This is a genomic window from Streptomyces sp. NPDC002795, from assembly GCF_042888725.1.
Taxonomy (GTDB): Bacteria; Actinomycetota; Actinomycetes; order Streptomycetales; family Streptomycetaceae; genus Streptomyces.
The window spans coordinates 135650-161899 of sequence record NZ_JBIAQB010000009.1 but is presented as its reverse complement, the minus strand read 5'-3'; the positions used below and the strand labels follow the sequence as shown (position 1 = coordinate 161899).

Sequence of the window (26250 nt, the reverse complement as noted above, 5' to 3'; positions counted from 1 at the left end):
GGACAGAGCTCTACAGCATGGAAAGAAGATGGAACGGGTACGCGGAGGCGGGGCCGATACGCCCTATCGCATTCGCTTGCTCACGAGACTGCTCCCTTGAGGACCAGGACCCCAGGGTTGCGAGGGGTCCGCGCTTGCCATACGCCTTGCTGCGTACGACCTGGTCTTCACCCAGGGCACCCCGCCACGGACGGAGGGTTGCCGGACAGCGGGCTGGGGCCTTCTGCAGTGAATAATCACAGCGCTGTCACTCATGACCTTGAAAAGCATCCTGCCACACGTCTCCGACATGGCAAGGGCGCAGTCCAAAATCTGGACTGCGCCCTGCGTCACACCACGTACGTGGCTACCGGTTGCTGGCCGCCACCCACCGCTCCAGGGCGGCCTTCGCCGCGCCGGAGTCGATCGACTCGGCGGCCCGGTCCATGCCGGCCCGGATCTGCTCGACGAGCGTGCCCTCGCCGGGCCGCACGGCCACCAGGGCCGCCGCCGCGTTCAGCAGCACCGCGTCGCGCACGGGCCCCTGCTCGCCGTCGAGGAGGCGCAGCGCGACCTCCGCGTTGTACGAGGGGTCGCCGCCGCGCAGCGCCTCGATGGGCACGACGCCGATGCCGACGTCGCGCGGGTCGAAGGACTCCTCGCGCACGGCGCCGTCGCGCACCACCCACACGCGCGAAGTCCCGGTGGTGGTCAGCTCGTCGAGCCCGTCGTCGCCGCGGAACACCAGGGACGAGTTGCCGCGCTCGGCGAAGACCCCGGCCACGATCGGCGCCATCCGGGCATCGGCGACGCCGACGGCCTGCGCCCTCACCTTGGCCGGGTTGGTCAGCGGGCCCAGCAGGTTGAAGACGGTACGGATGCCGAGCTGGCCGCGCGCGGCGCCTGCGTAACGCAGCGCGGGGTGGAACTTGATGGCGAAGCAGAACGTGATGCCGGCTTCCTCGGCGACCTCGGGCACCCGCTTCGGCGACAGGTCGAGATTGACGCCGAGCTTCTCCAGTACGTCGGAGGAGCCCGAGGCCGAGGAGGCCGCGCGGTTGCCGTGCTTGACGACCTTGGCGCCGGTCCCCGCGATGACGATCGCCGACATCGTGGAGATGTTGACCGTCTTCGCGCCGTCCCCGCCCGTACCGACGATGTCGACGGTCTCGCCGGGCACCTCGATCACGTTGGCGTGCTCGTACATGCCGCGTACGAGACCGGAGATCTCCTGCACGGTCTCGCCCTTGGCGCGCAGCGCCACCGCGAACCCGGCGATCTGCGCGTCGGTCGCCTCGCCCCGCATGATGCGGTCCATCGCCCACGCGGTGTCGTCGGCGCTCTGGTCGCGGCCTTCCAGCAGGCCGTTCAGGACGGCGGGCCAGGAACGGCCCGCCGCGGTGTCGCCTCCAGCGGGGTTCAAAGCGCTCATGGCCGCTCCCGTGTGCATCTGTGGGTTGAAAGGTGCTGCGGCCCTACCCTATCCAGGTCCCTGGACCGCAAAGAGCCCCCGTCCAGGCAATGGACGAGGGCTCCCGCGGTGGCTTACAGCGACGGATCAGAGATCAGTGGTGGCCGTGGCCGCTGGTGATCTCCTTGTACTCCTCGGCGGTCGGCTTCGGGATCTGGTTGTTCTCCCCGTAGTAACCGCGCGAGAGCTTGGTCCGCAGCTTCTGCAGCCGCGTGACCTTGCGCTCGACACCGTTCTCGTCGACCGACGGGCCGATCTCGGCCGGCGCGTACTGCTCGTGCGCCGTGAGCGTGTGCAGCGCCTCCTGGTCGAGCGGCTCGTGCACCTCGATGAACTCACCGTGCGGCAGGCGCTTGATGATGCCGGACTCGCGTCCGTGCAGCACCTTGTCCTTGTCGCGACGCTGGAGGCCGAGGCAGATCCGCTTGGTGACGATGAAGGCGACGACCGGCCCGACGAAGAACGCGATCCGGACGAACCAGGTGATCGCATTGATCGACAGGTGGAAGTGCGTGGCCCAGAGGTCGTTGCCGCCACCGATGAGCAGCACCATGTACCAGGTGGTCCACGCGACGCCGAAGGCCGTACGCGTCGGGACGTTGCGCGGGCGGTCCAGGATGTGGTGCTCGCGCTTGTCGCCGGTGACCCAGGACTCGATGAACGGGTAGACCGCGATCGCGACCAGGACCAGCGGGAAGATCATCAGCGGGACGAACACACCCAGGACGAGCGTGTGACCCCAGATGTCGATCTCCCAGCCCGGCATCACACGGATCAGGCCTTCGGAGAAGCCCATGTACCAGTCGGGCTGGGCGCCGGTGCCCACCTGGTCCGGCCGGTACGGGCCGATGGCCCAGATCGGGTTGATCGTGGCGATCGCCGCGACCACCGAGATGACACCGAAGACCAGGAAGAAGAAGCCACCCGCCTTGGCCATGTAGACCGGGAGCAGCGGCATGCCGACGACGTTCTTGTTGGTCTTTCCGGCACCCGCGAACTGCGTGTGCTTGTGGTAGAAGACCAGGATCAGGTGCGCCGCCATCAGGCCGAGCATGATGCCCGGCAGCAGCAGGATGTGCACCGAGTAGAACCGGGCCACGAAGTCGCCGCCGGGGAACTCTCCGCCGAACAGGAAGAACGACAGGTACGTGCCGACGATCGGCACGGACAGGACCGCGCCCTCCATGAAGCGGACACCCGTGCCGGAGAGCAGGTCGTCCGGGAGCGAGTAACCGGTGAAGCCGGTGAACATGCCCAGGACGAACAGCAGGAAGCCGAACAGCCAGTTGACCTCACGCGGCTTGCGGAACGCACCCGTGAAGAACACGCGCATCATGTGCACGAACATGCCCGCGAGGAAGATCAGCGCGGCCCAGTGGTGGATCTGACGGATCAGCAGGCCACCGCGCACATCGAAGGAGATGTGCATGGTCGAGTTGAACGCCTCGGACATCAGCTGTCCCTGCAGCGGGACGTAGCTGCCGTGGTACTCCACCTCGTTCATCGACGGGTGGAAGAACAGCGTCAGATACACACCCGTGAGGATGATGATGATGAAGCTGTACATGCAGATCTCGCCGAGCATGAAGGACCAGTGGTCCGGAAAGATCTTGCGCATGTTGGACTTGGCCAGGGAGTAGATCCCCAGACGTCCGTCGGCCCAGTCGGCTACGCGCTCGCCGGCCGGTGCCTTCTCGCGCGCAGGCGCGTCGTTCGTGGTCGTAGTACTCATCCGCGCTCCCAGAAGGCAGGACCGACGGGCTCAGCGAATTCGCTCAACGCCTCGAGGTGACCCTCTTCGTTGACGCCGATGCGCAGCTGCGGCAGCGCGTGACCGGCAGGACCGAAGATCACCCGGGCGCCGTCGGAGAGGTCGAAGGTGGACTGGTGGCACGGGCACAGCGCGTGGTGCGTCTGCTGCTCGTACAGCGAGATCGGACAACCGACGTGGGTGCAGATCTTCGAGTAGGCCACGATGCCCTCGTGGGACCACTCGAGTTCCTGCTTGTCCTTGATGTTCTCCGGCTGGATCCGGACAAGCATCAGGGCGTCCTTGGCGATGTTCTTCTGGAAGTCCTCGTCGTGCTCCTCCAGGCCCTCGGGCTTGGCGAAGGTGAGCGAGCCGACCGCGATGTCCGAAGGCAGCAGCGGCTCGTCCGTGTTCATGTTGACGAGGGTCACGCCCTTCTTCCACGACGTGGTGCGCAGCTTCTTCTCGGGCAGCGGCCCGAGGTCACGAAGCAGGACCACACCGGAAAGGGGCACCAGCGCCAGCGCACCGAACATCGTGTTGCGGATCAGCTTGCGACGGCCGAACTGCGACTCGCGGGCACCGTCGGCGAAGTCCTGCAGGACCTTCGCCTTGACCTCGGGCTCCGCCTCGATCGGGTGGCGCTCCTGGACGACCTCTTCGTCGGACATCAGGGTGCGGGCCCAGTGGACCGCGCCCGCGCCGATGCAGAACAGCGCCACACCGAGGGTCATGCCCAGCGCGAAGTTCAGCGCGCTGATGTGACCCAGCGGGAAGATGTAGACGCTCGTGTCGACGTCGATGGTGACGTACGAGGCGATGAAGCCGATGGTGGCCAGCATCGACACCATGAACAGGAAGGCAACGGCGCGCTCGGACCGCTTGGCGGCCCGCTCGTCGAGGTCCTGGATCCGGTGCTCGTGGGGCGGCAGACCCGGGTCGGTGAAGGGCTCTTCCTTCACCGCGACCGAGCCGTGCTCCGCGCCCTCGTCGGTGGCCCGCTCATCGGGCAGGTTCTCTTCTGGAATGTCTTGGCTACTCATGACTTCTTGGCCTTTGCGGTCCGAGCGGCAACCCAGATGGCGACGGCGATCAGACCGCCAAGACCGAAGATCCAGGCGAACAGGCCCTCACTGACCGGGCCGAGCCCGCCAAGCTTGAGTCCACCAGGGCTCTCGGTCTCGTCACCGTTGACCGCGTCGAGGTACGCGATGATGTCCTTCTTGTTCTGCTTGGTCATCGTCGTGTCCGGGAACGACGGCATGTTCTGCGGGCCGGTCTGCATGGCCTCGTAGATGTGCTTCGGGGCGACACCCTCAAGGCTCGGTGCGAACTTGCCGTGTGTCAGCGCGCCACCCTCACCAGTGAAGTTGTGGCACTGGGCGCAGTTGGTGCGGAACAGGTCGCCACCCTTGGCGATGTCCGCGCCGTTGGCGCTGTAGTCCTTGTCGGTCGGCGTGACCGGACCGGCGCCCAGGGACGCGACGTACGCCGCGAGCTGGTCGATCTCGGCCTGCGTGTAGATGACCTTCTTCTTCGGGACCTGCGCGCCCGGCTGCTGGGCAGGCATACGGCCGGTACCGACCTGGAAGTCGACGGCGGCTGAGCCGACGCCCACGAGGCTCGGCCCGTCGGAGGTGCCCTGACCGCCGGTTCCGTGGCAGCTGGCGCAGCCGACGGAGTAGAGCTTCTTGCCCTCGTCGATGGCGAGGGACTGGGCGGTTTCATCGGCCTGCGCCTTGTCCGCGGGTGCGAACGCGGCGTACAGCCCCCCGGTGGCCGCCAGCGCGAGGAGTAGGACGACGACCGCCGCCAGCGGATGGCGTCGTCGTGCGGAGAGCTTTTTCACGGATTACCCCGGTGTCAGGATCTTCTGCGTCGGTGCTGCGGAAATGTGTCGGGTACTACGCCCGATGCTGTGATCGTCGAACTACTTGATCAGGTAGATCGTGGCGAAGAGGCCGATCCAGACGACGTCCACGAAGTGCCAGTAATAGGACACGACGATGGCGGCCGTTGCCTGATGGTGGGTGAACCTCCGGGCCGCGTACGTCCTGCCGAGGACGAACAGGAAGGCGATGAGGCCACCTGTCACATGCATGCCGTGGAAGCCGGTGGTCAGGTAGAACACCGAGCCGTACGGGTCGGAGGAGAGCGAGAGCCCATCCTTCTTGACCAGCTCGGTGTACTCGTAGACCTGACCGCCGATGAAGATCGCACCCATGATGAAGGTGACGATGAACCACGATCGGAGCTTCTTCACGTCGCCGCGCTCAGCGGCGAACACGCCCATCTGGCACGTGAGTGAGGAGAGCACCAGGATCGTGGTGTTCGTCGCGGAGAACGGAAGATTCAGCGCATGCGCCATTTCCTTCCAGTGATCCGGTCCGGTCACCGATCGCAGGGTGAAGTACATCGCGAAGAGGGCCGCGAAGAACATCAGCTCGGAACTCAGCCAGATGATGGTTCCGACGCTGGTGAGGTTCGGTCGATTGACCGACGGGTGCGCGTGCCCGGTTTCTACTGTCGTTGCTGTCGCCACGACCGACATTATGTCGGTCGCTTATCTCGCCCTCACTCCGGGGGGTGCCGTTCGGAGTGTCTGGGTGGTGTGTCCAGCCCATATGGCCCATCGGAGCCGCGTGCGAACCGGTGTTGACGGGGTGTCGGGAGGAGTAGGCTCCGCGGCAGTTACGTTCTTGGGCTCCACCGACCGACAACGCCTCGGAGGAACGATGCAGTCGACCGCGACGGTTCTGGTCTACAGCGACGACGCCAACACGCGCGAGCAGGTGCGCCTCGCGACAGGCCGACGGCCCGCGTCCGACGCCCCCGAGGTTCAGTTCATCGAATGCGCGACACTCCCGGCCGTCCTGAAGGAGCTGGACCGGGGCGGCATCGACGCCTGCGTCCTGGACGGCGAGGCCGCTCCCGCGGGCGGTATGGGCGTGTGCCGGCAGATCAAGGACGAGATCTTCCACTGCCCGCCTGTGCTGCTCCTGATGGGCCGCCCGCAGGACGCGTGGCTGGCGACGTGGAGCCGCGCCGAGGCGGCTGTGACGCTCCCTGTGGAGCCCGTGGAGTTCGCCGAGGCGCTGGCCTCCCTGCTGCGCTCCCGGCTCGCTGTCGACGCCTGACACGCCCGCACGGAACCTGCTTCCACACGCGCCGACTCCCGTACACCGATGGCGTACGGGAGTCGGAAGTCACACCGCTGATCCTGCCGGACGGCCTCAGACCTGGGGGCTGAGCCGTGCCTGGAGGGCCGGGTCGGGCTTGTCGGCCTTCTTCGTGAGGGCGCTGCCCGCCTTCCACTTCTTCCAGCTGACGTTCCAGTCGCCGAACCCGTTGCCGAACGGGTCCATCTCCGAGCCGTAGCTGTTGACGACCTTCACGATGTCGCCCTGGCGCACAGTGTCGTAGAACCAGGCGGCGTTGTTGGTGCTCATGCCGGTGCAGCCGTGGCTGACGTTCGCGGAGCCCTGCGAGCCGACGGACCAGGGCGCGGCGTGCACGTACTCGCCGCTCCAGGTGACGCGGGTCGCGTAGTACACCGGCAGGTCGTACGAGTCCGATGAGCCCTCGGAGATGCCGATCGTCTCGCCCCGCATCCGTACGTAGTACTCCTTGCCGAGCACCACCTTGACGCCGTTGCGGGTCTCGTACCCGGCCTTGCCGGTGGTGACCGGCATGGAGTTGATCTCCTCGCCGTTGCGGTAGACCGTCATGGAGTGCGAGGAGGCGTCGGTGACGGCGACGATGCGGTCACCCGTACTGATGGTGAGCGGCTTGGAGCTGCCGCCCCACAGCCCGTCCCGGATCTTCACGCCCTCCAGCCTGCTGGAGGCGGTGATCTTCGCCTGGGTGGGCCAGTACCCCTTGGGGCGGTAGTGCAGTTCGGTGCTGTCCACCCAGTACCAGGAGCCGTTGACGGCCGGCTTGGAGTCGACCTTCAGGGAGCGCTCCACCAGCGCGCGGGACTTCTGGTCCCGGACGGGCTGGTTGAGTTCGGCGGTGATGGGCTGTCCGACGCCGTATGTGCCCTTCTGCGGGCCGAACGTGACCTTGAGGGCCTTCTCCTTGGCCGGGTGGCCGGTGTCGAAGCCGAGGACCTTGCGGCCGGGCCCGCCGTCCTCGTCCTCGGTGCTCACCCGGACCGTGTAGCGGGTGTCCGCGGTCAGCGGGGCCGTGGTGTGCCACCTCGTGCCGTCGGCGGAGAGTTCGCCCGCGACGTAGCGGCCCATGGCGTCCTGGGCGGTGACGTCGGTGATGCGGGACTCGTCGCCCTGGGCGGTGACCTCCAGCGGCTTGTCCGGGTCCGCCTTCTTGGCTCTGTCCGCGGCGCCGTTGAAGGAGATCTGGCTCGCCGCGTCGTACGGCTTGGCGGTGAGCGGGTGGGAGGAACTGCCGCATGCCGCTGTGCCCGCACCGAGTGCGGCCACCAGCACGGTGCAGCCCAGAACCGTACGGATACGCGGTGAGTGGTTCATGAACTCACCGTAAGAAGGAACACCCGGTCCAGCGCGGCGAGTGAGCCGCACGGGGCACGCGGAAGGGCCCGGACGCTCCGTCAGGAGTGTCCGGGCCCTTCGGGTACGGAAGTTCAGTACCGGTCAGCCGTGGCTCACTGGTTCTGGTCCGCTCCGCGGTAGTACTCGAAGACCCAGCCCCACAGGCCGAACAGGATGATCGGGGCCGAGAAGTACAGCAGCCACCAGCCGAGCGCCACGGCCAGGAACGCGAGCGCGCCACCGACCGCCAGCGAGAGCGGCTGCCAGGAGTGCGGGCTGAAGAAGCCCACTTCGCCGGCGTCGTCCGCGACGTCGGCCTCCTTGTTGTCCTGGGCACCGGTGTCGGCACGCCGGGCCGTGAAGGCCAGGTAGTAGCCGATCATGATGCACAGGCCGAACGCCAGGAAGAGTGCCGTCGTACCGGCCGGCTCCTTCGACCACACGCCGTACACCGCGGCCATGATCAGGACGAAGAGGCTCAGCCAGATGAACATCTTGCCTTGGACCTTCACTTGCCGGCCTCCTTAGCAAGAGCCTTGTCGCCGTGTCCGGCGTTCTCCAGCTGGTCCAGGGCGGCGATCTCCGGGTGGTGCAGATCGAACGCCGGGGATTCCGAACGGATGCGCGGCAGCGTGAGGAAGTTGTGCCGCGGCGGCGGGCAGGACGTCGCCCACTCCAGCGAACGGCCGTAGCCCCACGGGTCGTCGACCTCGACCTTCTTGCCGTACTTGGCGGTCTTCCACACGTTGTAGAAGAACGGCAGGATCGACAGGCCGAGCAGGAACGAGGAGATCGTCGAGATCGTGTTCAGCGCGGTGAAGCCGTCGGCCGCGAGGTAGTCCGCGTAACGACGCGGCATGCCCTCGACGCCCAGCCAGTGCTGCACCAGGAACGTGCCGTGGAAGCCGATGAACAGCGTCCAGAAGGTGATCTTGCCGAGACGCTCGTCGAGCATCTTGCCGGTCATCTTCGGCCACCAGAAGTGGAAGCCGGCGAACATCGCGAAGACGACGGTGCCGAACACCACGTAGTGGAAGTGCGCCACCACGAAGTACGAGTCCGAGACGTGGAAGTCCAGCGGCGGGGCCGCCAGGATGACGCCGGTCAGACCACCGAAGGTGAAGGTGATCAGGAAGCCGATCGTCCAGAGCATCGGTGTCTCGAACGACAACGAGCCCTTCCACATCGTTCCGATCCAGTTGAAGAACTTCACGCCTGTTGGCACGGCGATGAGGAACGTCATGAAGGAGAAGAACGGTAGCAACACGCCGCCGGTGACGTACATGTGGTGCGCCCACACCGTCACGGAGAGACCGGCGATCGCGATCGTCGCACCGATGAGGCCGGAGTAGCCGAACATCGGCTTGCGCGAGAAGACCGGGATCACTTCGGAAATAATTCCGAAGAATGGCAGGGCGATGATGTACACCTCTGGGTGTCCGAAGAACCAGAAGAGGTGTTGCCATAGCAATGCGCCGCCATTACTGGCGTCGAATACATGGGCACCGAACTTGCGGTCCGCCTCCAGGGCGAACAGCGCGGCGGCGAGCACCGGGAAGGCCAGCAGGACCAGCACACCGGTCAGCAGCACGTTCCACACGAAGATCGGCATGCGGAACATCGTCATGCCAGGAGCGCGCATGCAGATGATGGTGGTGATGAAGTTGACCGAGCCGAGGATCGTGCCGAAGCCGGAGAAGGCCAGACCCATGATCCACATGTCGGCGCCGATGCCCGGCGAGCGGACCGCGTCCGACAGCGGGCTGTAGGCGAACCAGCCGAAGTCGGCCGCGCCCTGCGGGGTGAGGAAGCCACCCACCGCGATCAGCGAGCCGAACAGGTACAGCCAGTAGGCGAACATGTTCAGGCGCGGGAACGCGACGTCGGGGGCACCGATCTGGAGCGGCATGATCCAGTTCGCGAAGCCGGAGAACAGCGGCGTCGCGAACATCAGCAGCATGATCGTGCCGTGCATCGTGAACGCCTGGTTGAACTGCTCGTTCGACATGATCTGCGTGCCGGGACGGGCCAGTTCGGCGCGCATGAAGAGCGCCATGACCCCGCCGATGCAGAAGAACGCGAACGACGTGACCAGATACAGCGTGCCGATGGTCTTGTGGTCAGTGGTGGTGAGCCACTTGATCACCGTCGCGCCGGGGCTCTTGGGCCGGGCCGGCAGCTCGTTCTCGTACGAGTCGCTTGCTGCCGCGGCACCCTGAGGTTCGTTGAGGATGCTCACAGGTTCTTCGTCTCCCGGTCCTTCTCGTGGTCCGTCTGGGCGATGCCAGCCGGGACGTAACCGGTCTGCCCCTTCTTGGCCAGGTCCTTGAGGTGCTGCTGGTAACGCTCAGGAGAGACGACCTTCACGTTGAACAGCATCCTGGAGTGGTCCACGCCGCAGAGCTCGGCGCACTTGCCCAGGAAGGTCCCCTCCTTGTTGGGGGTCACCTCGAAGGAGTTGGTGTGGCCCGGAATGACGTCCTGCTTCATCAGGAACGGCACCACCCAGAAGGAGTGGATGACGTCACGCGAAGTGAGGACGAAGCGGACCTTCTCGCCCTTGGGGAGCCAGAGGGTCGGACCGGGGTTGTTGGTCTGCGGGTTCCGCTCGCCAGGAGTACCGACCTCGTAGACACCACCGGCGTTCGCCGGGAAGTCCTCCTTGAAGCGCTTCGGGATCGCCGAGAGCTCCTTGGAGGTCTTGGCGTCACCGTCGACACCCGGCACGTTCTCGACGTAGTTGAAGCCCCAGCTCCACTGGTAGCCGACCACGTTGACGGTGTGCGCGGGCTTGTCTTCGAGCTTCAGAAGCTTCGACTCGTCGCGCGCGGTGAAGTAGAAGAGGACCGACACGATGATCAGCGGAACAACCGTGTACAGCGCCTCGAGCGGCATGTTGTACCGCGTCTGAGTTGGAACCTCGATCTTGGTGCGGCTGCGCCGGTGGAAGATGACACTCCACAGGATCAGACCCCACACCAGCACGCCCGTGGCGAGCGCTGCCGCCCACGAGCCCTGCCAGAGGGAGAGGATCCTAGGGGCCTCCTCCGTCACCGGAGTGGGCATACCAAGACGAGGGAAGTCCTTGTATGTGCAACCGGTAGCGGTTACCAGGATCAGGCCCGCAGTCAGCACCTGCGGCAGCTTCCGCCGCATCGGGCGCCGCGACGAGCGGTCGGAGCCGTTGGGACTCACGTAGCGCCTTCCCGAGAGTCTCGCCCGCGCTCTTTGGTTGGCTACGGCCGCCATCTCGCTGGTCGCTCGCCGCCCTGGCACACGGGCAGGGGTTTGGATGTTTATGCGGACCAAACCCTACTGGACGCTATTTGGGGTTGCGCGGGGAGGGTGCCTAACGCGCCGCGGGTCACTCCGAAGGGTGGGATCGGGTCGCGTTTGAGGGTTTCTGACGGGGGGTCGGGGGTGGGGGGGGCGCCTTGGGTGGGCGGGGGGTGGTTGTCGGCGGGTGGCGGTCGGGCGTGGCTGGGGTGCGCCCTGAGGCGGAGCCGCTGATGGCGCAGGCCCGCGCCCCCGGAGGGAGGCGGAGCTTGGCCCACCCGGCGGTGGCGGTCGGGCGTGGCTGGGGTGCGCAGTTCCCCGCGCCCCTGAAGGAGGCGGGGTTCGGCCTACCCGGCCGTGGCGGTCGGGCGTGGCTGGGGTGCGCTCCGCGGCGGAGCCGCTGATGTTGCAGTCCCGCGCCCCTGAAGGGAGGCGGGGTTTGGCTCACCCGGCGGTCGCGGTCGGCCGTGGCTGGGGTGCGCAGTTCCCCGCGCCCCTGAAGGAGGCGGGGTTCGGCCTACCCGGCCGTGGCGGTCGGGTGTGGCTGGGGTGCGCTCCGCGGCGGAGCCGCTGATGTTGCAGTCCCGCGCCCCTGGAGGGAGGCGGGGCTTGGCTCGCACGGCGGGTCGCGGTTTCGTGGCCCTGGGGGGACTACCCCCTCGCGCACCCTTAACGTTGCGGCGTGTCGTACTTCGATGTGGCGTCAGCTGCTCCTCTCCATCCCGTCGCCCGCCAGGCGTTGCAGGCCTCGCTTGATGAAGGGTGGGCCGATCCGTCCCGTTTGTACCGGGAAGGGCGACGGGCGCGGCTGTTGCTTGACGCCGCGCGGGAGGCGGCCGCCGAGGCGGTGGGGTGTCGGGCCGACGAGCTCGTGTTCACCTCGTCCGGGACGCGTGCCGTGCACGACGGGATCGCGGGGGCGCTCGCCGGACGGCGGCGCGCCGGAAAGCACCTGGTCGTGTCAGCTGTCGAACATTCCTCCGTACTCCATTCGGCCGCGGCACACGAGAGTCTCGGCGGTTCGGTGACGCAGGTCGGGGTGGGGCGCGAAGGAGGCGTCCGCGCCGAGGCGTTCCGTGCCGCGCTCCGGGAGGACACCGCGCTCGCCTGCTTGCAGTCCGCCAACCACGAGGTGGGGACCGAACAGCCCGTCGCCGAGGTGGCCGAGGTGTGCCGGGCCGCCGGAGTGCCGTTGTTCGTGGATGCCGCGCAGTCCCTGGCCTGGGGGCCGGTGGCGGGTGAGTGGTCGATGCTCGCCGGGAGTGCGCATAAGTGGGGCGGCCCGGCCGGGGTCGGTCTGCTCGTCGTACGGAAGGGGACGCGGTTCGCTCCTCAAGGGGCCGCCGACGAGCGGGAGTCGGGGCGGGCCGCCGGGTTCGAGAACATTCCGGGCATCGTGGCCGCGGCCGCGTCACTCCGGGCCGTACGGGCGCAGGCCGCCGAGGAGGCGGCGCGGCTCAAGGAGTTGACGGAGCGGATCCGGGCGCGAGTGCCGGAGCTGGTGCCGGACATGGAGGTCGTCGGGGATCCGGTGCGACGGCTGCCGCACCTGGTGACGTTCTCCTGTCTGTACGTCGACGGGGAGAGCCTGCTGCACGGGCTCGACCGTGCCGGTTTCTCCGTTTCATCCGGATCGTCCTGTACGAGCAGCACGCTGACGCCCAGCCATGTGCTGCGCGCGATGGGCGTGGTGAGCGAGGGGAACGTACGGGTGTCGCTGCCGCTGGGCACGGAGGCCGCCGAGGTCGAACGGTTCCTGGAGGTGCTGCCGGGCGTGGTGGGCCAGGTACGGGAGAAGCTGGGCGCGCCGGTCGCCGGGGCTGAGGGCACGGCCGAGGCGGTGACCGTCGACGCGCTGGGCATGACCTGCCCCCAGCCGGTGATCGACCTCGGCAGGGCGATCGGCGGAGTACGGGTCGGCGGCACGGTGACCGTCCTCGCCGACGACGAGGTGGCCGCGGTCGACATCCCGGCGTGGTGCTTCACGCAGGGCCACGAGTACGTAGGGGCAGAACCACGCCCCGATGGGGGCATGACATACGTGGTGCGCAAGAACTGCGCAGGCGCGACCACAAAAGAAGCCGCGGCCGCGCCGACTCACTGAGAGAAGACGAGGCCGCGGCCTTTCACCACACGCTCACCCGGCGGAGCCGGTCAGCCGAGGTGCCCCTCCACCTCCTCAGCGGCAGCGTCCCCGTACTGCTTGCGGAACCGGTCCATGAACGGCGCGCGCCGCAACTCGTACTCCTGCGTGCCGAGCGTCTCGATGACCAGCGTCGCGAGCATGCACCCGACCTGCGCCGCCCGCTCGTGCGAGACGCCCCAGGCGAGACCGGACAGGAAGCCCGCGCGGAACGCGTCGCCGACACCCGTCGGGTCGACCTTGGCCTCCTCCTCCGGGACGCCGACCTCCAGCGGGTCCTCGCCGGCCTTCTCGATGCGCACGCCGCGCGCGCCGAGCGTGGTGACCCGGTGGCCGACCTTGCCGAGGATCTCCTCGTCGGTCCAGCCGGTCTTGGACTCGATGAGCCCCTTCTCGTACTCGTTCGAGAAGAGGTACGTGGCGCCTTCGAGGAGCGTCCGGATCTCCTCGCCGTCCATGCGCGCGATCTGCTGCGAGAAGTCGGCGGCGAAGGGGATCGACCGGCTGCGGCACTCCTCCGTGTGGCGGAGCATCGCCTCCGGGTCGTCCGCGCCGATGAGGACCAGGTCGAGGCCGTCGACGCGGTCCGAGACGGTCTTGAGCTCGATGAGCCGGGCCTCGCTCATGGCTCCCGTGTAGAAGGAGCCGATCTGGTTGTGGTCGGCGTCCGTGGTGCACACGAAGCGGGCCGTCTGAAGGGTCTCGGAGATCCGGACGGACTCCGTGTCCACGCCGTGGCGGTCCAGCCACGCGCGGTAGTCCTCGAAGTCCGATCCCGCGGCGCCCACCAGGATCGGGCTCGTGCCGAGCTGCCCCATGCCGAAGGCGATGTTGGGACCGACACCTCCACGGCGTACGTCGAGGGCGTCGACGAGGAACGAGAGGGAGACCGTGTGCAGCTGGTCCGCGACCAGCTGGTCGGCGAAACGGCCGGGGAAGGTCATCAGGTGGTCAGTGGCGATGGAGCCGGTGACTGCGATTCGCACGGCGTGAGCACGCTTCCTGAATAAGGGGAGGAGTTGACGCTTCACGCTACCCGTTCGGAGCGCGCGGGCTGAAGTATGCGAAATGCCTGATAGCGGCCCTTTCCTCAGATGTCACCTCAGGGCTACCGTGCCGTCATGACCTATGACGTGTCAGGCATGGTCCAGGACGATCTCGCGGCGCTGCGCGGCGACTGCGTCCGAATGCTCCCGCACTGGGTGACACCGCCGGCACCGTGGGAGGTCGAGCGGTACGGCCCCGCGCCCAGGCCCTTTGGGATTCACGGGGTCGTGGTGCCCGAGTCGTCCGCGCGGATGATCGACTCCATGGCCGGTTTCGGCGACTGACGGCTTCCGGAAGGGAACCGCGCGTCCGCTCTCCCCGTCCCATCGGTGTCCCCGGTGCGAAGGAGCGATGCGGTGAGCGGCGAAGAGCGGACGCGGGACCGGCTCCGGCGACGGCGGACGGCGGCTGTCGTGTCGGTCGCGGCGGCCGTCCTGCTGGCCGGTGGCGGCGGCGCGTATCTGGCGACGAACGCGATGAGCGGGTCCGGCGACGAGGGTTCGGCCCGGCCGGGCGGCACCGGCACGGGCACTCCCCCGCCGCTCGCCCTGGACGGCCACTCCGACACCTCCCCCTCCTCCGGCACGGCGCCGCCCGGCATCGCGCCCGGCGAGCCCGACCCGAACGGCACCCGCTACAAGGCGACCGGCGACCTCCCGGCGGGCCCCGGGAAGGCGCCCGTCTACCGGGCCCGCGGCGAGGTGACGGCCGCCGAGGCCACGACGCTCGCCGAGGCCCTCGACGTAGAGGGGAAGCCGCAGCGGTCCGGTGACGCCTGGAAGGTGGGTCCGGCGAAGGACGGTTCGGGGCCCTCGTTGCAGATGAGCCGGGTGGCGCCTGGGACCTGGACGTACTCCAGGTACGCGCCGTCCACCGGCGGCAAGTGCGGCGACGGGACGAAGTGCGCGGACCCGGCGGGTGGGGGCGATGCCAAGGACGCGGTGAGCGAGGCCGCCGCGAAGCGGGCCGCGGCGCCGCTCCTGAAGGCGTTCGGCCAGGACGACGCCAAGCTGGATGCCGGGCAACTCATGGGCGCCACCCGCGTGGTGAACGCCGACCCGGTGATCGGCGGGCTGCCGACGTACGGCTGGTCGACCGGGATCCAGGTCGGATCGGACGGTCAAGTGGTGGGTGGCAGCGGCCAGTTGAAGGCGCCGGCGAAGGGTGACACGTATCCGACGGTGGGGGCGCGCGAAGCGCTTGAGCGGATGAACGGGGCGGCGGGCGGGGGCCGGGTGTCCGTCGGCGGGTGCGCGAGTGCGGTGCCGCTGGACGGGGGCAAGGCCGCGGACTGCGCCTCGGCGCCGCCGGAGCCGGCCGCGGTCGCCGTCACGAAGGCGACGTTCGGGCTCGCCGCGCACACCGTCGCGGGGCGGCAGGCGCTGGTGCCGTCGTGGCTGTTCGAGGTGCGGCCCAGCGGGTCGGACGCCGCGTTCACGGTGACGTATCCGGCGGTGGAGCCCAAGTACCTGGCGGCGCCGAAGAGTTCACAGCCGAAACCGAAGCCCTCCGAGCCCTCCGAACCCTCCGAGTCCTCGGACAAGGCGGGCGGCGACACCCGCAGCGTGCACGTCCAGGGCTACAGCGCCAAGGGCAGGACCCTGACCCTGCACTTCACGGGCGGCGTGTGCGCGAAGTACGCGGCGTCGGCGGACGAGTCCGGGGGCCGGGTGAGCGTGAAGGTCACCGAGACGCAGAAGAAGGGCACCGTCTGCATCAAGGTGGCGAAGTTCTATACGTTGCCGGTGACGCTGGACGCTCCGCTGGATGGGCGGAAGGTGGTGGCGGCCGACGGGGACACCGTGCGGCCCGCGCAGAAGAACGCGCCCGGCGGGGTCGAGCCCGCGCCCCGGGACTGAGCGGCCGGGGAGCAATGCCGAAGGGGCGGCCCCAGCGGGGCCGCCCCTTCGCGCTTCACAGCTGTACGGCTTAGCTGAACGAGTCGCCACAGGCGCAGGAGCCCGTCGCGTTCGGGTTGTCGATCGTGAAGCCCTGCTTCTCGATGGTGTCGACGAAGTCGATGGAGGCACCGCCCAGGTACGGGGCCGACATGCGGTCGGTGACGACCTTCACGCCACCGAAGTCCTTCACGACGTCACCGTCGAGCGAGCGCTCGTCGAAGAAGAGCTGGTAGCGCAGGCCGGAGCAGCCGCCGGGCTGAACAGCCACACGCAGGGCCAGATCGTCACGGCCTTCCTGGTCGAGCAGGGCCTTGACCTTGCCGGCCGCTTCGTCGCTGAGCTGGATGCCGTCGCTGACGGTGGTGGTCTCGTCCGATACGGACATCTACATCTCTCCCGGGTTGTTCGGAGACTGCTTGCCGACCATTGCAACCGACAAGGGCCCGGATCCATTCCGGGTTTCGCACTTCTTCTCTTCATGCTCGCACACCGTGCGCGGGCGGGGCACGGTGCGCGGGCCTCGGATTGCGTCACATCGACGACATTGCCATCGTCAAACTGACGTGAAGCACGTATGATAGATAGCGTCAAATCGACGAAAAGTCGAGCAGAGCGAAGAAAGGGTGCGTGACGTGACCACGGCCCAGTCCCCCCAGGCCCCTGTTGACCTGGATGTTTCTCCCACGCCTCTGGCGCTCCTGCTGCTCGGCCGCGAGGCCGATCCGCGCAGCGAGCGCGGTGTGGAGTGCCCCGGCGACCTGCCCTCGCCGTCCGACCCGGACCTGGTGGAGCGGGCGCGCGCGGCAAAGGAAAAGCTCGGAGACAAGGTGTTCGTCCTCGGGCACCACTACCAGCGCGACGAGGTCATCCAGTTCGCCGACGTCACCGGGGACTCCTTCAAGCTGGCGCGGGACGCGGCGGCCCGGCCCGAGGCCGAGTACATCGTGTTCTGCGGTGTGCACTTCATGGCCGAGTCGGCCGACATCCTGACCGGGGACGACCAGAAGGTGGTCCTTCCGGACCTCGCCGCCGGCTGCTCCATGGCGGACATGGCGACGGCCGAGCAGGTCGCCGAGTGCTGGGACGCGCTGACCGAGGCCGGCATCGCCGAGTCCGTGGTCCCCGTCTCGTACATGAACTCCTCCGCGGACATCAAGGCGTTCACGGGCACGCACGGCGGCACGATCTGTACGTCCTCCAATGCCGAGCGGGCCCTCAACTGGGCGTTCGAGCAGGGCGAGAAGGTGCTCTTCCTGCCCGACCAGCACCTCGGCCGGAACACCGCGGTGCGCGATCTCGGCATGTCGCTCGACGACTGCGTCGTCTACAACCCGCACAAGCCGAACGGCGGCCTGAGCGTCGAGGAGCTGCGGGCCGCGAAGATGATCCTGTGGCGCGGGCACTGCTCGGTGCACGGGCGCTTCTCGCTGGAGTCGGTCGAAGACGTACGTGCGCGGATACCGGGTGTCAATGTGCTCGTGCACCCGGAGTGCAAGAACGAGGTCGTGGCCGCGGCGGACTACGTCGGCTCGACCGAATACATCATCAAGGCCCTGGAGGCGGCGCCCGCCGGGTCGAAGTGGGCCATCGGCACGGAGCTGAACCTTGTACGCCGTCTCGCGAACCGGTTCGCCGCGGAGGACAAGGAGATCGTCTTCCTCGACAAGACGGTCTGCTTCTGCTCGACCATGAACCGGATCGATCTGCCGCACCTGGTCTGGACGCTGGAGTCCTTGGCGGACGGCCAACTCGTCAACCGGATCGAGGTCGACCGCGAAACGGAACAGTTCGCCAAGCTCGCCCTCGAGCGCATGCTGGCGCTGCCGTAGGCGGCACCCCGGTGCGGGGCGAGCGCTTCATCAGGCGCCCGCCCCGCTTCCGGTTTCGGGGCTCCGCCCCGGACCCCGCTGCTCAAACGCCGCAGGGGCTTGAACTACACGTTCGCCGGCTCCGGCTCCGCGTCCTCGGACGAGGACTGGGGCGGAACCCCGGAGCCGCCGTCCCGCTTCGCGGAGCGCTTCGCCGCCCGCCGCTCCTTGCGGAGCTCCAGCATCGCGTAGAGCGTCGGGACGAGAAGCAGCGTCAGCAGCGTCGACGAGATCAGACCGCCGATCACGACCACCGCGAGCGGCTGGGCGATGAAGCCGCCCTCGCCGGTGACGCCGAGCGCCATCGGGAGCAGGGCGAAGATCGTCGCCAGGGCCGTCATCAGGATCGGGCGCAGCCGGTGCCTGCCGCCCTCGACGACCGCCTCCACCACGCCCAGGCCCTGGGCCCGGTACTGGTTGATCAGGTCGATCAGGACGATCGCGTTGGTGACCACGATGCCGATGAGCATCAGCATGCCGATCATCGCCGGGACGCCCATGGCCGTGCCGGTGGCGATCAGCAGGCCGATCGCGCCCGTGGCCGCGAACGGGATCGAGACCAGCAGGATCAGCGGCTGGGCCAGCGAACGGAACGTCGCCACCAGGAGCATGAAGACGATCGCGATCGCCGCGAGCATCGCCAGGCCCAGGTTCTTGAACGCGTCGTCCTGGTCCTCGCTGACGCCGCCGATGGTCGCCGTGGCGCCCTTCGGCAGGTCCAGCGAGGCGAGCTTCGACTGGAGGTCGGTGCTGACCGCGCCCGTGTTGTCGCCGTCCGGCTTCGCCGTGATCGTCGCGGCGCGGGCGCCGTCGATCCGGGTCATCGACACGGGACCGTCGACGGTCTTCACCGTGGCGATGTCGCCGAGGGTGACACCGCCGGGGCCCATCGGCAGCTTCTTCAGCTCGGCCATCGTGGTGGCCGGCTTCGCCGACTTCACGACGACGTCGCGCTCGGTGTCGTCGATCGTCACCTTGCCGCTGGTGGTGCCGCGCACCGCCTGGGTGACGGCTGCGCCGAGCGTGGTGTCGTTGAACCCGGCGGCGGCCGCCTTCGCGTTGGCCTTCACCTCGATCCGCGGCACCGACTGCGACAGGTCGCTGGTGACGTCGGTGACGTCGTCGAGCGAGGAGACCGCGTCCTGGACCTGGCCGGAGGCCTTCTCCAGTACGTCGCCGTCGGCGGCCTTCACGACCACGGACAGGTCCTGGCTGCCGAAGCCGCCACCGGCCCCGAGCGTCGTCGTACCCACGCCGGAGAGCTGTCCGAGCTCACGCTCGATGCGCTTCTGCGTGGCCTCGTACGTCGAGCTGTCCTTCAGCTTCAGCTGGTACGACGCCTGGTTGGTGTCGGTGCCGCCGCCGAAGGCCGCCATGAAGCCCGAGGAGCCGATGGTGACCTGGTAGTCCTCGATCTCGTCGATGCCCGCGAGCACCTTCTCGATCTTCTTCACGGACGCGTCGGTCGCCGACAGGCTGCTGCCGGGCTGCAACTCCTGCTTGATGGAGAGGACTTCCTGGTCACCCTGGTCGAAGAAGTTCGTCTTGAGCATCGGCGCCATGCCGAACGTGCCGACGAGCACGACCACCGCGATCATCAGGCTGGTGAACCGGCGACGCGTCGCGAAGCGCAGCACGGGAACGTAGATCCGCTGCAGCCAGGAGCGCGCCTCCTTCTCCTCGGCGAGGCGCCGGGCCTCCTCCGGGTCGACGCCGCGGGCCGCCTTGGGCGGGCGCAGGAACCAGTAGGACAGGACGGGCACGACCGTCAGCGACACGAGCAGGGACGCGAGGAGCGCCGCCGTCACCGTGATGGAGAACGAGCCGAACAGCTCGCCCACCATGCCGCCGACCAGGCCGATCGGGAGGAAGACCGCCACGGTCGTGAGGGTCGAGGAGGTCACCGCGCCCGAGACCTCGCGGACCGCCTTGAGGATGGCCTCCCTGCGTTCCTCGCCGTAGCCGAGATGGCGCTTGATGTTCTCCAGGACGACGATCGAGTCGTCGACGACGCGGCCGATCGCGATGGTCAGCGCGCCGAGCGTGAGCATGTTGAGCGACAGGTCGCCGGTCCACAGGACGATCAGTGCGAGGACCACGGACAGCGGGATGGAGACCGCCGTCACGAGCGTGGAGCGCAGCGACGCCAGGAAGATCAGGATGATGACGACCGCGAAGAGCAGGCCGAGGGCGCCCTCCGTGGTCAGGCCCGAGATGGACTTCGAGACGGCCGGGCCCTGGTCGCTGACGACGGTGACCTCGGCGCCGGAGCCGAGGTCGTCACGGAGCTGCGGCAGCTTGTCCTTGACGGCGTCGGAGATGGCGACCGCGGAGCCGTCCTGGTCCATGGTGACCGCGAGCGACAGGCTGGGCTCGCCGTCGGTGCGGGTGATCGAGTCGGCCGTGGACGGCTGCTGCTTCACCGTGGCGAGGTCGCCGAGGCGTACGGGCTTCTTGACGCCCTCACCCGTGACCATCAGGTCCTGGATCTGCTTCAGGGACGTGAAGCCGCCGCCGACCTGGACCGTGCGGTTCTTGCCCGCCTCGTCGAGCGAGCCCGCGGGCATGGTGGCGCCGCCGGCCTTCAGGGACTCGGCGAGGGCCTGCGGGTTCACCCCGGCCGCGGCCATCTTCCGGTCGCTGGGCGTGATGTCGACCTGGAGGTCGCGGACGCCGTCGACGGTGACCTGGGAGACGCCGTCGATGTCCTTCAGCGTCGGCACGACGGACTTGTCGAGCTGGTCGGCGAGCGCCTGCTGGTCCTTGTCGGAGGTGACGGCGAGGACGACGGTCGGGATGTCGTCGGTCGAGCCGGCGACGACCTGCGGGTCGACGTCCTCGGGCAGCTGGGCGCGGGCCCGGTTGACCGCCTGCTGGACGTCGGCGACGAGCTGCTTGCTGCCGTCGGTGCCGTAGTCGAACTGGGCCATCACCAGGGCGCTGCCCTCGCTGGCCGTCGACGTGACGCCGGTGATTCCGTCGACCGCGTCGATGGAGTTCTCAAGAGGCTCGACGACCTGCTTCTCCACCACGTCCGGGGCCGCGCCCTGGTAGGGGGCGATGACGGAGACCATGGGCAGTTCGATCGAGGGCAGCAGCTGCTGCTTGAGTTGCGGGATCGCGATCGCGCCGAAGACGATCGCGATGATCGAAATCAGCCCGATGAGGGCGCGTTGGGCGAGGCTGAATCTCGACAGCCAGGACATGGATCGGGTCTCCGTGGGACGTGAGCGGAAGATGAGGGCCGGACCATGACAACCGGTGCGGTGTCACGCGTGGGCCCACGGTCCACCCTCGGTCATGCGTGCGACCCGATTCGTCGCTCCCAGGTCCTGTTCTCGTCCGCCGCCTACTGCGCCCGGAGTACGCGCCCCGTAAGGGTCACTCCACCCTTGGGCGTACCAGGCCCGATTCGTACGCGATGACGACGAGTTGGGCGCGGTCGCGGGCGCCCAGCTTGGCCATGGCGCGGTTGACGTGGGTCTTCACGGTGAGCGGGCTGACCTCCAGACGCTCGGCGATCTCGTCGTTGGAGTGGCCGCCAGCGACCTGGACGAGGACCTCGCGCTCGCGCACGGTGAGCGCGGCGAGCCGCTCGGCGCTGCCGTCCGTGGGGCGGGCCCCCTCCTCGTAACCGTCGCCCTGCGCGAGGAACTTGGCGATCAGCCCTTTGGTCGCGACGGGCGAGAGCAGGGCGTCGCCCGCGGCCGCGATCCGCACGGCGCCGAGCAGCTCGTCGGGCTCGGCGCCCTTGCCGAGGAAGCCGGAGGCACCGGCCCGCAGCGACTGCACCACGTACTCGTCGACCTCGAACGTCGTCAGCATCACGACGTGTACGTGGCCGAGCTCCGGGTCCGCGGTGATCTCGCGGGTGGCGGCGAGCCCGTCGGTGCCGGGCATCCGGATGTCCATGAGCACGACGTCGGGGCGCTCGGAGCGGGCGAGCCGGACGGCCTCCGCGCCGTCGGACGCCTCCGCCACGACCTCCATGTCGGGTTCGGAGTCGACGAGCACGCGGAAGGCGCTGCGCAGCAGGGCCTGGTCGTCGGCCAGAAGGACCCTGATCGTCGCGCTGGTCATGTGGTGGCGTCCTCGGAGGTGTTGGTGCCTTCGGCGGGGCGGGCGCCGCCGGTGCGGGCCTTGGTCGGAAGGATCGCATGGACGCGGAAACCGCCGCCGTAGCGCGGTCCCGCGGTGAGGGCGCCGCTGAGCGCGGTGACGCGTTCGCGCATGCCGAGGAGGCCATGGCCGCCGTTCGCTCCGGGCTCGTCCGGTTCGCTGGGGTGGTCGCCGTACGCGGCGGTGGCCCCGGGCCCGTTGTCGAGGACGGTGATCTCCACGTTCGGTCCCACGCGCACGACGCTGACCTCGGCCTTGGCATCGGGGCCCGCGTGCTTCTGTACGTTCGTCAGCGCTTCCTGTACGACGCGGAAGGCGGCGAGGTCGACGGCTGCGGGCAGGGCGGGGGCGTCCTTCGCGCGGGCCACCTCGACGGGCAGGCCGGCGTGCCGGAAGGTGTCGACGAGGTCGTCGAGCCGGTCGAGTCCCGGGGCGGGCTCGGTGGGCGCCTCCGGATCCCCGGTCTGCCTCAACAGGCCGACCGTGGCACGGAGTTCACCCAGCGCGGAGCGGCTGGCCTCGCGGACGTGACCGAGGGCCTCCTTGGCCTGGTCGGGCCGCCGGTCCATGACGTGTGCGGCGACTCCGGCCTGCACGTTGACGAGCGCGATGTGGTGGGCGACGACGTCGTGCAGATCGCGGGCGATCCGCAGCCGCTCCTCCGCGACGCGGCGCCGTGCCTCCTCCTCGCGGGTGCGTTCGGCGCGTTCGGCGCGCTCCCTGATCGCGGTGACGAAGGCGCGCCGCGAGCGGACCGCGTCGCCCGCCGCCGCGGCCATGCCGGTCCACGCGAAGATGGCGAGGTTCTCCTGGGAGTACCAGGGCAGCGGGCCCGCGAACATGGCGACGCCGGTCAGCACCGCCATCGAGGCGAGGCCGACGCGCCAGGTGGTGGGGCGGTCCGTGGACGCGGCGACCGTGAAGAGGGCCACGACCGCGGCCATCACGACGGGGGCGCGGGGGTCCCCGGTGGCCAGTTCGACGACGGAGACGGCGGAGGTCGCCGCGAGTACGCAGAGGGGGGCGCGGCGGCGGAACACGAGAGCGGCGGCGCCGAGCAGCATCAGGACGAGGCTGAGCACGTTCGGCGTTCTGGCGCCCCAGGCGTACGTTCCCTCCGGGCCGTGCGGGTCGACGAAGGAGCCGGCGACCATGCAGAGGAGGACGCCGAGCGCGAGGGTGGCGTCCAGGGCCAGCGGATGCGTCCTGGCCCACCGTACGAAGCGGTTCACCGGGTTCACGGTAGCGCGCCCGCACCCGCTGGCTCCGGGGAGCCGCTATCCCGGGATCAGGCCGTCGTCGCTGAGCATGTCGCGGACCTCCGCCAAGGTGGCGTCCTGCGCCGGCAGGATCAGCTCCGACGGCTCCAGGGCGTCGTCCGGCAGCGGAGTGCCCAGGCGGCGGACCGCGTCCAGGAGAGCGGCGAGCGTGCGGCGGAAACCCGCCTCGTCGCCGCTCTCCATCTCCGCGAGGAGTTCGTCGTCGAGCTTGTTGAGTTCGGTGAAGTGGTCGTCCGCCAACTCCACCTGGCCCTCCCCCATGATCCGGACGATCATGTCGGCCTCCTCAAGGCGCTACAGCTCTACAGGCGCTACTGCTTGTCGAAGCGCGGGGTGTCCTGGGGCTGCGCCTGCGAAGGCTGACTCTGGTCCTGTCCGCCTTCGAGCTCCTGCTGCGAAGAGGACGGGCCACCGGACAGCTCCGCCTTCATGCGCTGCAGCTCCAGCTCTACATCCGTACCACCGGAAAGCCGGTCCAGCTCGCTCTGGATGTCGTCCTTGGCGAGGCCGGACGAGTCGTCGAGCGCGCCGGAGGCGAGCAGTTCGTCGATGGCACCGGCCCGCGCCTGCATCTGCGCGGTCTTGTCCTCGGCACGCTCGATCGCCATGCCGACGTCGCCCATCTCCTCGGAGATGCCGGAGAACGCCTCGCCGATCCGGGTCTGCGCCTGCGCCGCGGTGTACGTGGCCTTGATCGTTTCCTTCTTGGTGCGGAAGGCGTCCACCTTCGCCTGCAGCCGCTGGGCCGCGAGAGTGAGCTTCTCCTCCTCACCCTGAAGCGTCTGGTGCTGCGTCTCCAGGTCCGTGACCTGCTGCTGGAGCGCGGCACGGCGGGACAGCGCCTCGCGGGCCAGATCCTCCCGGCCGAGCGCGAGCGCCTTGCGGCCCTGGTCCTCGAGCTTGGACGACTGGGACTGGAGCTGACCGAGCTGCAGCTCCAGACGCTTGCGGGACGTCGCCACGTCGGCGACTCCCCTGCGTACCTTCTGGAGCAGCTCAAGCTGCTTCTGGTACGAGTAATCGAGGGTCTCGCGCGGGTCCTCGGCCCGGTCAAGGGCCTTGTTCGCCTTCGCGCGGAAGATCATCCCCATACGCTTCATGACACCGCTCATGGGCTTCGCGCGCCCCCTTCTGACAGATCCAGCGTTGGTCCAGCTCCAGCACTGCGACAGAAACCACAGTACGGGTCCTGCCTCTATTACCGCACTGTTCAGGTACGGATGCGCTCATCCCCGAGGACGACTGCTTCCGGCCCCGCTCCGGCGCAAGGAGTAGATGACCCCTGACGGAGGGACGCGGGACGTTGCCGGATCGTTCCCCACGGCCCTGTGGTCGATGCATGACCACCACGTACCCTGGCGATTGTGTTCCGTAGCCGATCCAAGGACGACAAGGCCCAGGCCGCGCAGGCCAAGGTGACCATGTCCAAGCAGCCCAGAGACCCCGAGGCGCCCAAGGGCCGCCCCACGCCGAAGCGCAGCGAGGCCCAGACGCAGCGCCGCAGCGTGGCCAACACCAAGATGTCGCCGAAGGAGGCCCGTACCCGCACTCGCGACGAGCGCCGCACCGCGATGCAGCGCCAGCGAGAGGCGCTGGCCAACGGCGACGAGCGTTACCTGCCGGCCCGTGACAAGGGCCCGGTGCGCAAGTACGCGCGCGACTTCGTCGACTCGCGCTTCGCGATCGCCGAGTACTTCCTGCCGATGGCGGTGGTCATCCTCGTCCTGAGCATGATCCGCGTCGGTTCGCTGCAGAACATCGCGCTGCTGCTGTGGCTGTTCGTGATCGTCGCGATCGTGGTCGACTCGGCCGTGACCGGTTTCCGCCTGAAGAAGATCCTCGCGGAGAAGTTCCCGGACGAGCGCCGCAAGGGCGCCGTCGCGTACGCGCTCATGCGCACGCTCCAGATGAAGCGACTGCGCCTGCCGAAGCCGCAGGTCAAGCGCGGAGAGCGGCCCTGAGCACGGACAGCACAGAGGCTTTCGCCGGCGACGCCGTGCACTCCTGGCTGGACAAGCTCGGCGGGCTGCGCAACGTCGTACGGCAGGAGCTCGTGGCCAGGCAGCTCGACGAGCAGCTGGCCGCGCGGTTCCCCGTCGGTCAGCGGCTGCGGGTGCTCGACGTGGGGATGGGCCAGGGCACGCAGGCCCTGCGCCTCGCCCGCGCCGGGCACAAGGTGACCGGTGTGGAGCAGGATCCGGAGATGGTCGCCGTGGCGGGCCGCACGCTCGCCGCGGAGCCCTCCGGGGTACGCGACCGGGTCCGTCTCGTGCAGGGCAACGGCATGGACACCGGTGTGCATTTCCTGCCGGGCAGTTTCGACGTCGTGCTCTGTCACGGCGTCCTGATGTACGTCGAGGATCCCGACGCGCTGCTCGCGGGCCTGGCCCGGATGCTGGCGCCGGGCGGCCTGCTCTCCCTCGTCGTACGCAACGGGGACGCGCTCGCGATGCGTCCCGGGCTCGCCGGTGACTGGATCGGTGCGCTCGGCGCCTTCGAGTCGACGAAGTACACGAACCGGCTCGGGCTCGACGTCAGGGCCGACCGGCTCGGCCCGCTGACGGAGACGCTCGCCGGGATCGGGGCGCCGCTGCACTCCTGGTACGGGGTGCGGGTCTTCACCGATCAGGCCGCGGACGGGGCGGGTGTGCCGGAGCACGGGGAGCTGCAGACGTTGCTCGCCGCGGAGGAGCGGGCGGGTCGGTCGGATCCGTACCGCCGGGTTGCGGCGTTGCTGCACCTTTGCGGGGTGCGGGGGTAGCAATTGAGCCCCCGCGGCGATTGAGCGGCGGGGTCCGGGGCGGAGCCCCGGGGCGGGGGCCCCCCGGGGTGGGTGGTGCCCGGGGGGGCGGGGGCCGCCGCCCCGCGCCCCGCAGCGCGGCGGGGGGGGTGAGGGCGGCCCGGC

General features: G+C 68.8%; 23 protein-coding genes and 1 riboswitch. Of the genes, 7 read left to right on the top strand and 16 right to left on the bottom strand.

What is annotated here, in order from left to right; genetic code table 11:
- Positions 1-125: 125 nt before the first annotated feature.
- Positions 126-259: riboswitch (SAM riboswitch) on the bottom strand.
- 87 nt (positions 260-346) lie between these two features.
- The 5 genes from trpD to ACFYWS_RS26935 all read right to left on the bottom strand — a co-directional run bounded on the left by trpD (position 347) and on the right by ACFYWS_RS26935 (position 5751).
- Positions 347-1411, bottom strand: a complete 1065-nt coding sequence (gene trpD, locus ACFYWS_RS26955; RefSeq protein ID WP_389280698.1) for an anthranilate phosphoribosyltransferase — start codon at positions 1409-1411, stop codon at positions 347-349.
- Positions 1412-1544: 133 nt separating this feature from the next.
- Positions 1545-3182: a cytochrome bc complex cytochrome b subunit gene (locus ACFYWS_RS26950; protein ID WP_389280697.1), complete on the bottom strand. Its 1638-nt coding sequence runs from the start codon at positions 3180-3182 to the stop codon at positions 1545-1547.
- On the bottom strand, positions 3179-4243 hold the full coding sequence (locus ACFYWS_RS26945; RefSeq protein ID WP_389280696.1) for a Rieske 2Fe-2S domain-containing protein: 1065 nt from the start codon (positions 4241-4243) through the stop codon (positions 3179-3181). The genes ACFYWS_RS26950 and ACFYWS_RS26945 overlap by 4 nt, the downstream gene beginning before the upstream one ends.
- Positions 4240-5049, bottom strand: a complete 810-nt coding sequence (locus ACFYWS_RS26940) for a c-type cytochrome (protein WP_389280695.1) — start codon at positions 5047-5049, stop codon at positions 4240-4242. The genes ACFYWS_RS26945 and ACFYWS_RS26940 overlap by 4 nt, the downstream gene beginning before the upstream one ends.
- Positions 5050-5130: 81 nt before the next feature.
- Positions 5131-5751, bottom strand: a complete 621-nt coding sequence (locus ACFYWS_RS26935; protein WP_326014682.1) for a heme-copper oxidase subunit III — start codon at positions 5749-5751, stop codon at positions 5131-5133.
- A gap of 184 nt (positions 5752-5935) precedes the next feature.
- Here ACFYWS_RS26935 and ACFYWS_RS26930 point away from each other — a divergent pair, with 184 nt between their 5' ends.
- A complete protein-coding gene (locus ACFYWS_RS26930) occupies positions 5936-6337 on the top strand; it encodes a hypothetical protein (protein ID WP_389280694.1) in 402 nt (133 codons plus the stop codon).
- A gap of 96 nt (positions 6338-6433) precedes the next feature.
- Here the strand turns inward: ACFYWS_RS26930 and ACFYWS_RS26925 are convergent, their stop codons facing one another.
- The 4 genes from ACFYWS_RS26925 to coxB form a co-directional block, all read right to left on the bottom strand.
- On the bottom strand, positions 6434-7690 hold the full coding sequence (locus ACFYWS_RS26925; RefSeq protein ID WP_389280693.1) for an Ig-like domain-containing protein: 1257 nt from the start codon (positions 7688-7690) through the stop codon (positions 6434-6436).
- A gap of 134 nt (positions 7691-7824) precedes the next feature.
- Positions 7825-8223 (bottom strand): cytochrome c oxidase subunit 4, encoded by a 399-nt coding sequence (locus tag ACFYWS_RS26920; RefSeq protein WP_389280692.1) that lies wholly within the window; start codon positions 8221-8223, stop codon positions 7825-7827.
- On the bottom strand, positions 8220-9950 hold the full coding sequence (gene ctaD / locus ACFYWS_RS26915; protein ID WP_327663713.1) for a cytochrome c oxidase subunit I: 1731 nt from the start codon (positions 9948-9950) through the stop codon (positions 8220-8222). Before ctaD ends, ACFYWS_RS26920 begins: the two co-directional genes overlap by 4 nt.
- Complete coding sequence (gene coxB, locus ACFYWS_RS26910) at positions 9947-10906, bottom strand: cytochrome c oxidase subunit II (protein WP_326024159.1); 960 nt, start codon at positions 10904-10906, stop codon at positions 9947-9949. The genes ctaD and coxB overlap by 4 nt, the downstream gene beginning before the upstream one ends.
- Before the next feature lie 763 nt (positions 10907-11669).
- Here coxB and ACFYWS_RS26905 point away from each other — a divergent pair.
- Positions 11670-13091: a cysteine desulfurase/sulfurtransferase TusA family protein gene (locus tag ACFYWS_RS26905; RefSeq protein WP_389280691.1), complete on the top strand. Its 1422-nt coding sequence runs from the start codon at positions 11670-11672 to the stop codon at positions 13089-13091.
- 50 nt (positions 13092-13141) lie between these two features.
- On the opposite strand, the gene ACFYWS_RS26900 is transcribed toward ACFYWS_RS26905, so the two are convergent.
- A complete protein-coding gene (locus tag ACFYWS_RS26900; protein WP_389280690.1) occupies positions 13142-14116 on the bottom strand; it encodes a carbohydrate kinase family protein in 975 nt (324 codons plus the stop codon).
- A gap of 135 nt (positions 14117-14251) precedes the next feature.
- On the opposite strand from ACFYWS_RS26900, the gene ACFYWS_RS26895 reads away from it, so the two are divergent.
- Together ACFYWS_RS26895 and ACFYWS_RS26890 are read left to right on the top strand one after the other, a co-directional pair.
- A complete protein-coding gene (locus tag ACFYWS_RS26895) occupies positions 14252-14461 on the top strand; it encodes a hypothetical protein (RefSeq protein ID WP_389280689.1) in 210 nt (69 codons plus the stop codon).
- Between the two features lie 72 nt (positions 14462-14533).
- The gene (locus ACFYWS_RS26890) at positions 14534-16036 is read left to right on the top strand and encodes a hypothetical protein (protein WP_389280688.1); all 1503 of its coding nucleotides are present in this window, start codon (positions 14534-14536) and stop codon (positions 16034-16036) included.
- Between the two features lie 70 nt (positions 16037-16106).
- Here ACFYWS_RS26890 and ACFYWS_RS26885 read toward each other — a convergent pair whose 3' ends face one another.
- Complete coding sequence (locus ACFYWS_RS26885; protein WP_389280687.1) at positions 16107-16463, bottom strand: HesB/IscA family protein; 357 nt, start codon at positions 16461-16463, stop codon at positions 16107-16109.
- A gap of 238 nt (positions 16464-16701) precedes the next feature.
- Here ACFYWS_RS26885 and nadA point away from each other — a divergent pair, with 238 nt between their 5' ends.
- Positions 16702-17907 (top strand): quinolinate synthase NadA, encoded by a 1206-nt coding sequence (gene nadA, locus ACFYWS_RS26880; protein ID WP_389280686.1) that lies wholly within the window; start codon positions 16702-16704, stop codon positions 17905-17907.
- 104 nt (positions 17908-18011) lie between these two features.
- Here nadA and ACFYWS_RS26875 read toward each other — a convergent pair whose 3' ends face one another.
- The 5 genes from ACFYWS_RS26875 to ACFYWS_RS26855 all read right to left on the bottom strand — a co-directional run bounded on the left by ACFYWS_RS26875 (position 18012) and on the right by ACFYWS_RS26855 (position 24457).
- Entirely contained in the window at positions 18012-21152 is a 3141-nt protein-coding gene (locus ACFYWS_RS26875; RefSeq protein WP_389280685.1) for an efflux RND transporter permease subunit, read from the bottom strand.
- Between the two features lie 175 nt (positions 21153-21327).
- The gene (locus tag ACFYWS_RS26870) at positions 21328-22026 is read right to left on the bottom strand and encodes a response regulator (protein ID WP_389280684.1); all 699 of its coding nucleotides are present in this window, start codon (positions 22024-22026) and stop codon (positions 21328-21330) included.
- Positions 22023-23297 carry a sensor histidine kinase gene (locus tag ACFYWS_RS26865; protein WP_389280683.1) on the bottom strand — a complete coding sequence of 425 codons (1275 nt, stop codon included), beginning with the start codon at positions 23295-23297 and terminating at the stop codon, positions 22023-22025. Before ACFYWS_RS26865 ends, ACFYWS_RS26870 begins: the two co-directional genes overlap by 4 nt.
- Before the next feature lie 45 nt (positions 23298-23342).
- Positions 23343-23621: a hypothetical protein gene (locus ACFYWS_RS26860; protein WP_389280682.1), complete on the bottom strand. Its 279-nt coding sequence runs from the start codon at positions 23619-23621 to the stop codon at positions 23343-23345.
- Positions 23622-23656: 35 nt separating this feature from the next.
- On the bottom strand, positions 23657-24457 hold the full coding sequence (locus ACFYWS_RS26855) for a PspA/IM30 family protein (RefSeq protein WP_389280681.1): 801 nt from the start codon (positions 24455-24457) through the stop codon (positions 23657-23659).
- A 252-nt stretch (positions 24458-24709) separates the two neighbouring features.
- On the opposite strand from ACFYWS_RS26855, the gene ACFYWS_RS26850 reads away from it, so the two are divergent.
- Together ACFYWS_RS26850 and ACFYWS_RS26845 are read left to right on the top strand one after the other, a co-directional pair.
- Positions 24710-25306: a DUF3043 domain-containing protein gene (locus ACFYWS_RS26850; RefSeq protein WP_389280680.1), complete on the top strand. Its 597-nt coding sequence runs from the start codon at positions 24710-24712 to the stop codon at positions 25304-25306.
- A 92-nt stretch (positions 25307-25398) separates the two neighbouring features.
- Positions 25399-26106: a class I SAM-dependent methyltransferase gene (locus tag ACFYWS_RS26845; protein ID WP_389281052.1), complete on the top strand. Its 708-nt coding sequence runs from the start codon at positions 25399-25401 to the stop codon at positions 26104-26106.
- Positions 26107-26250 lie beyond the last annotated feature (144 nt).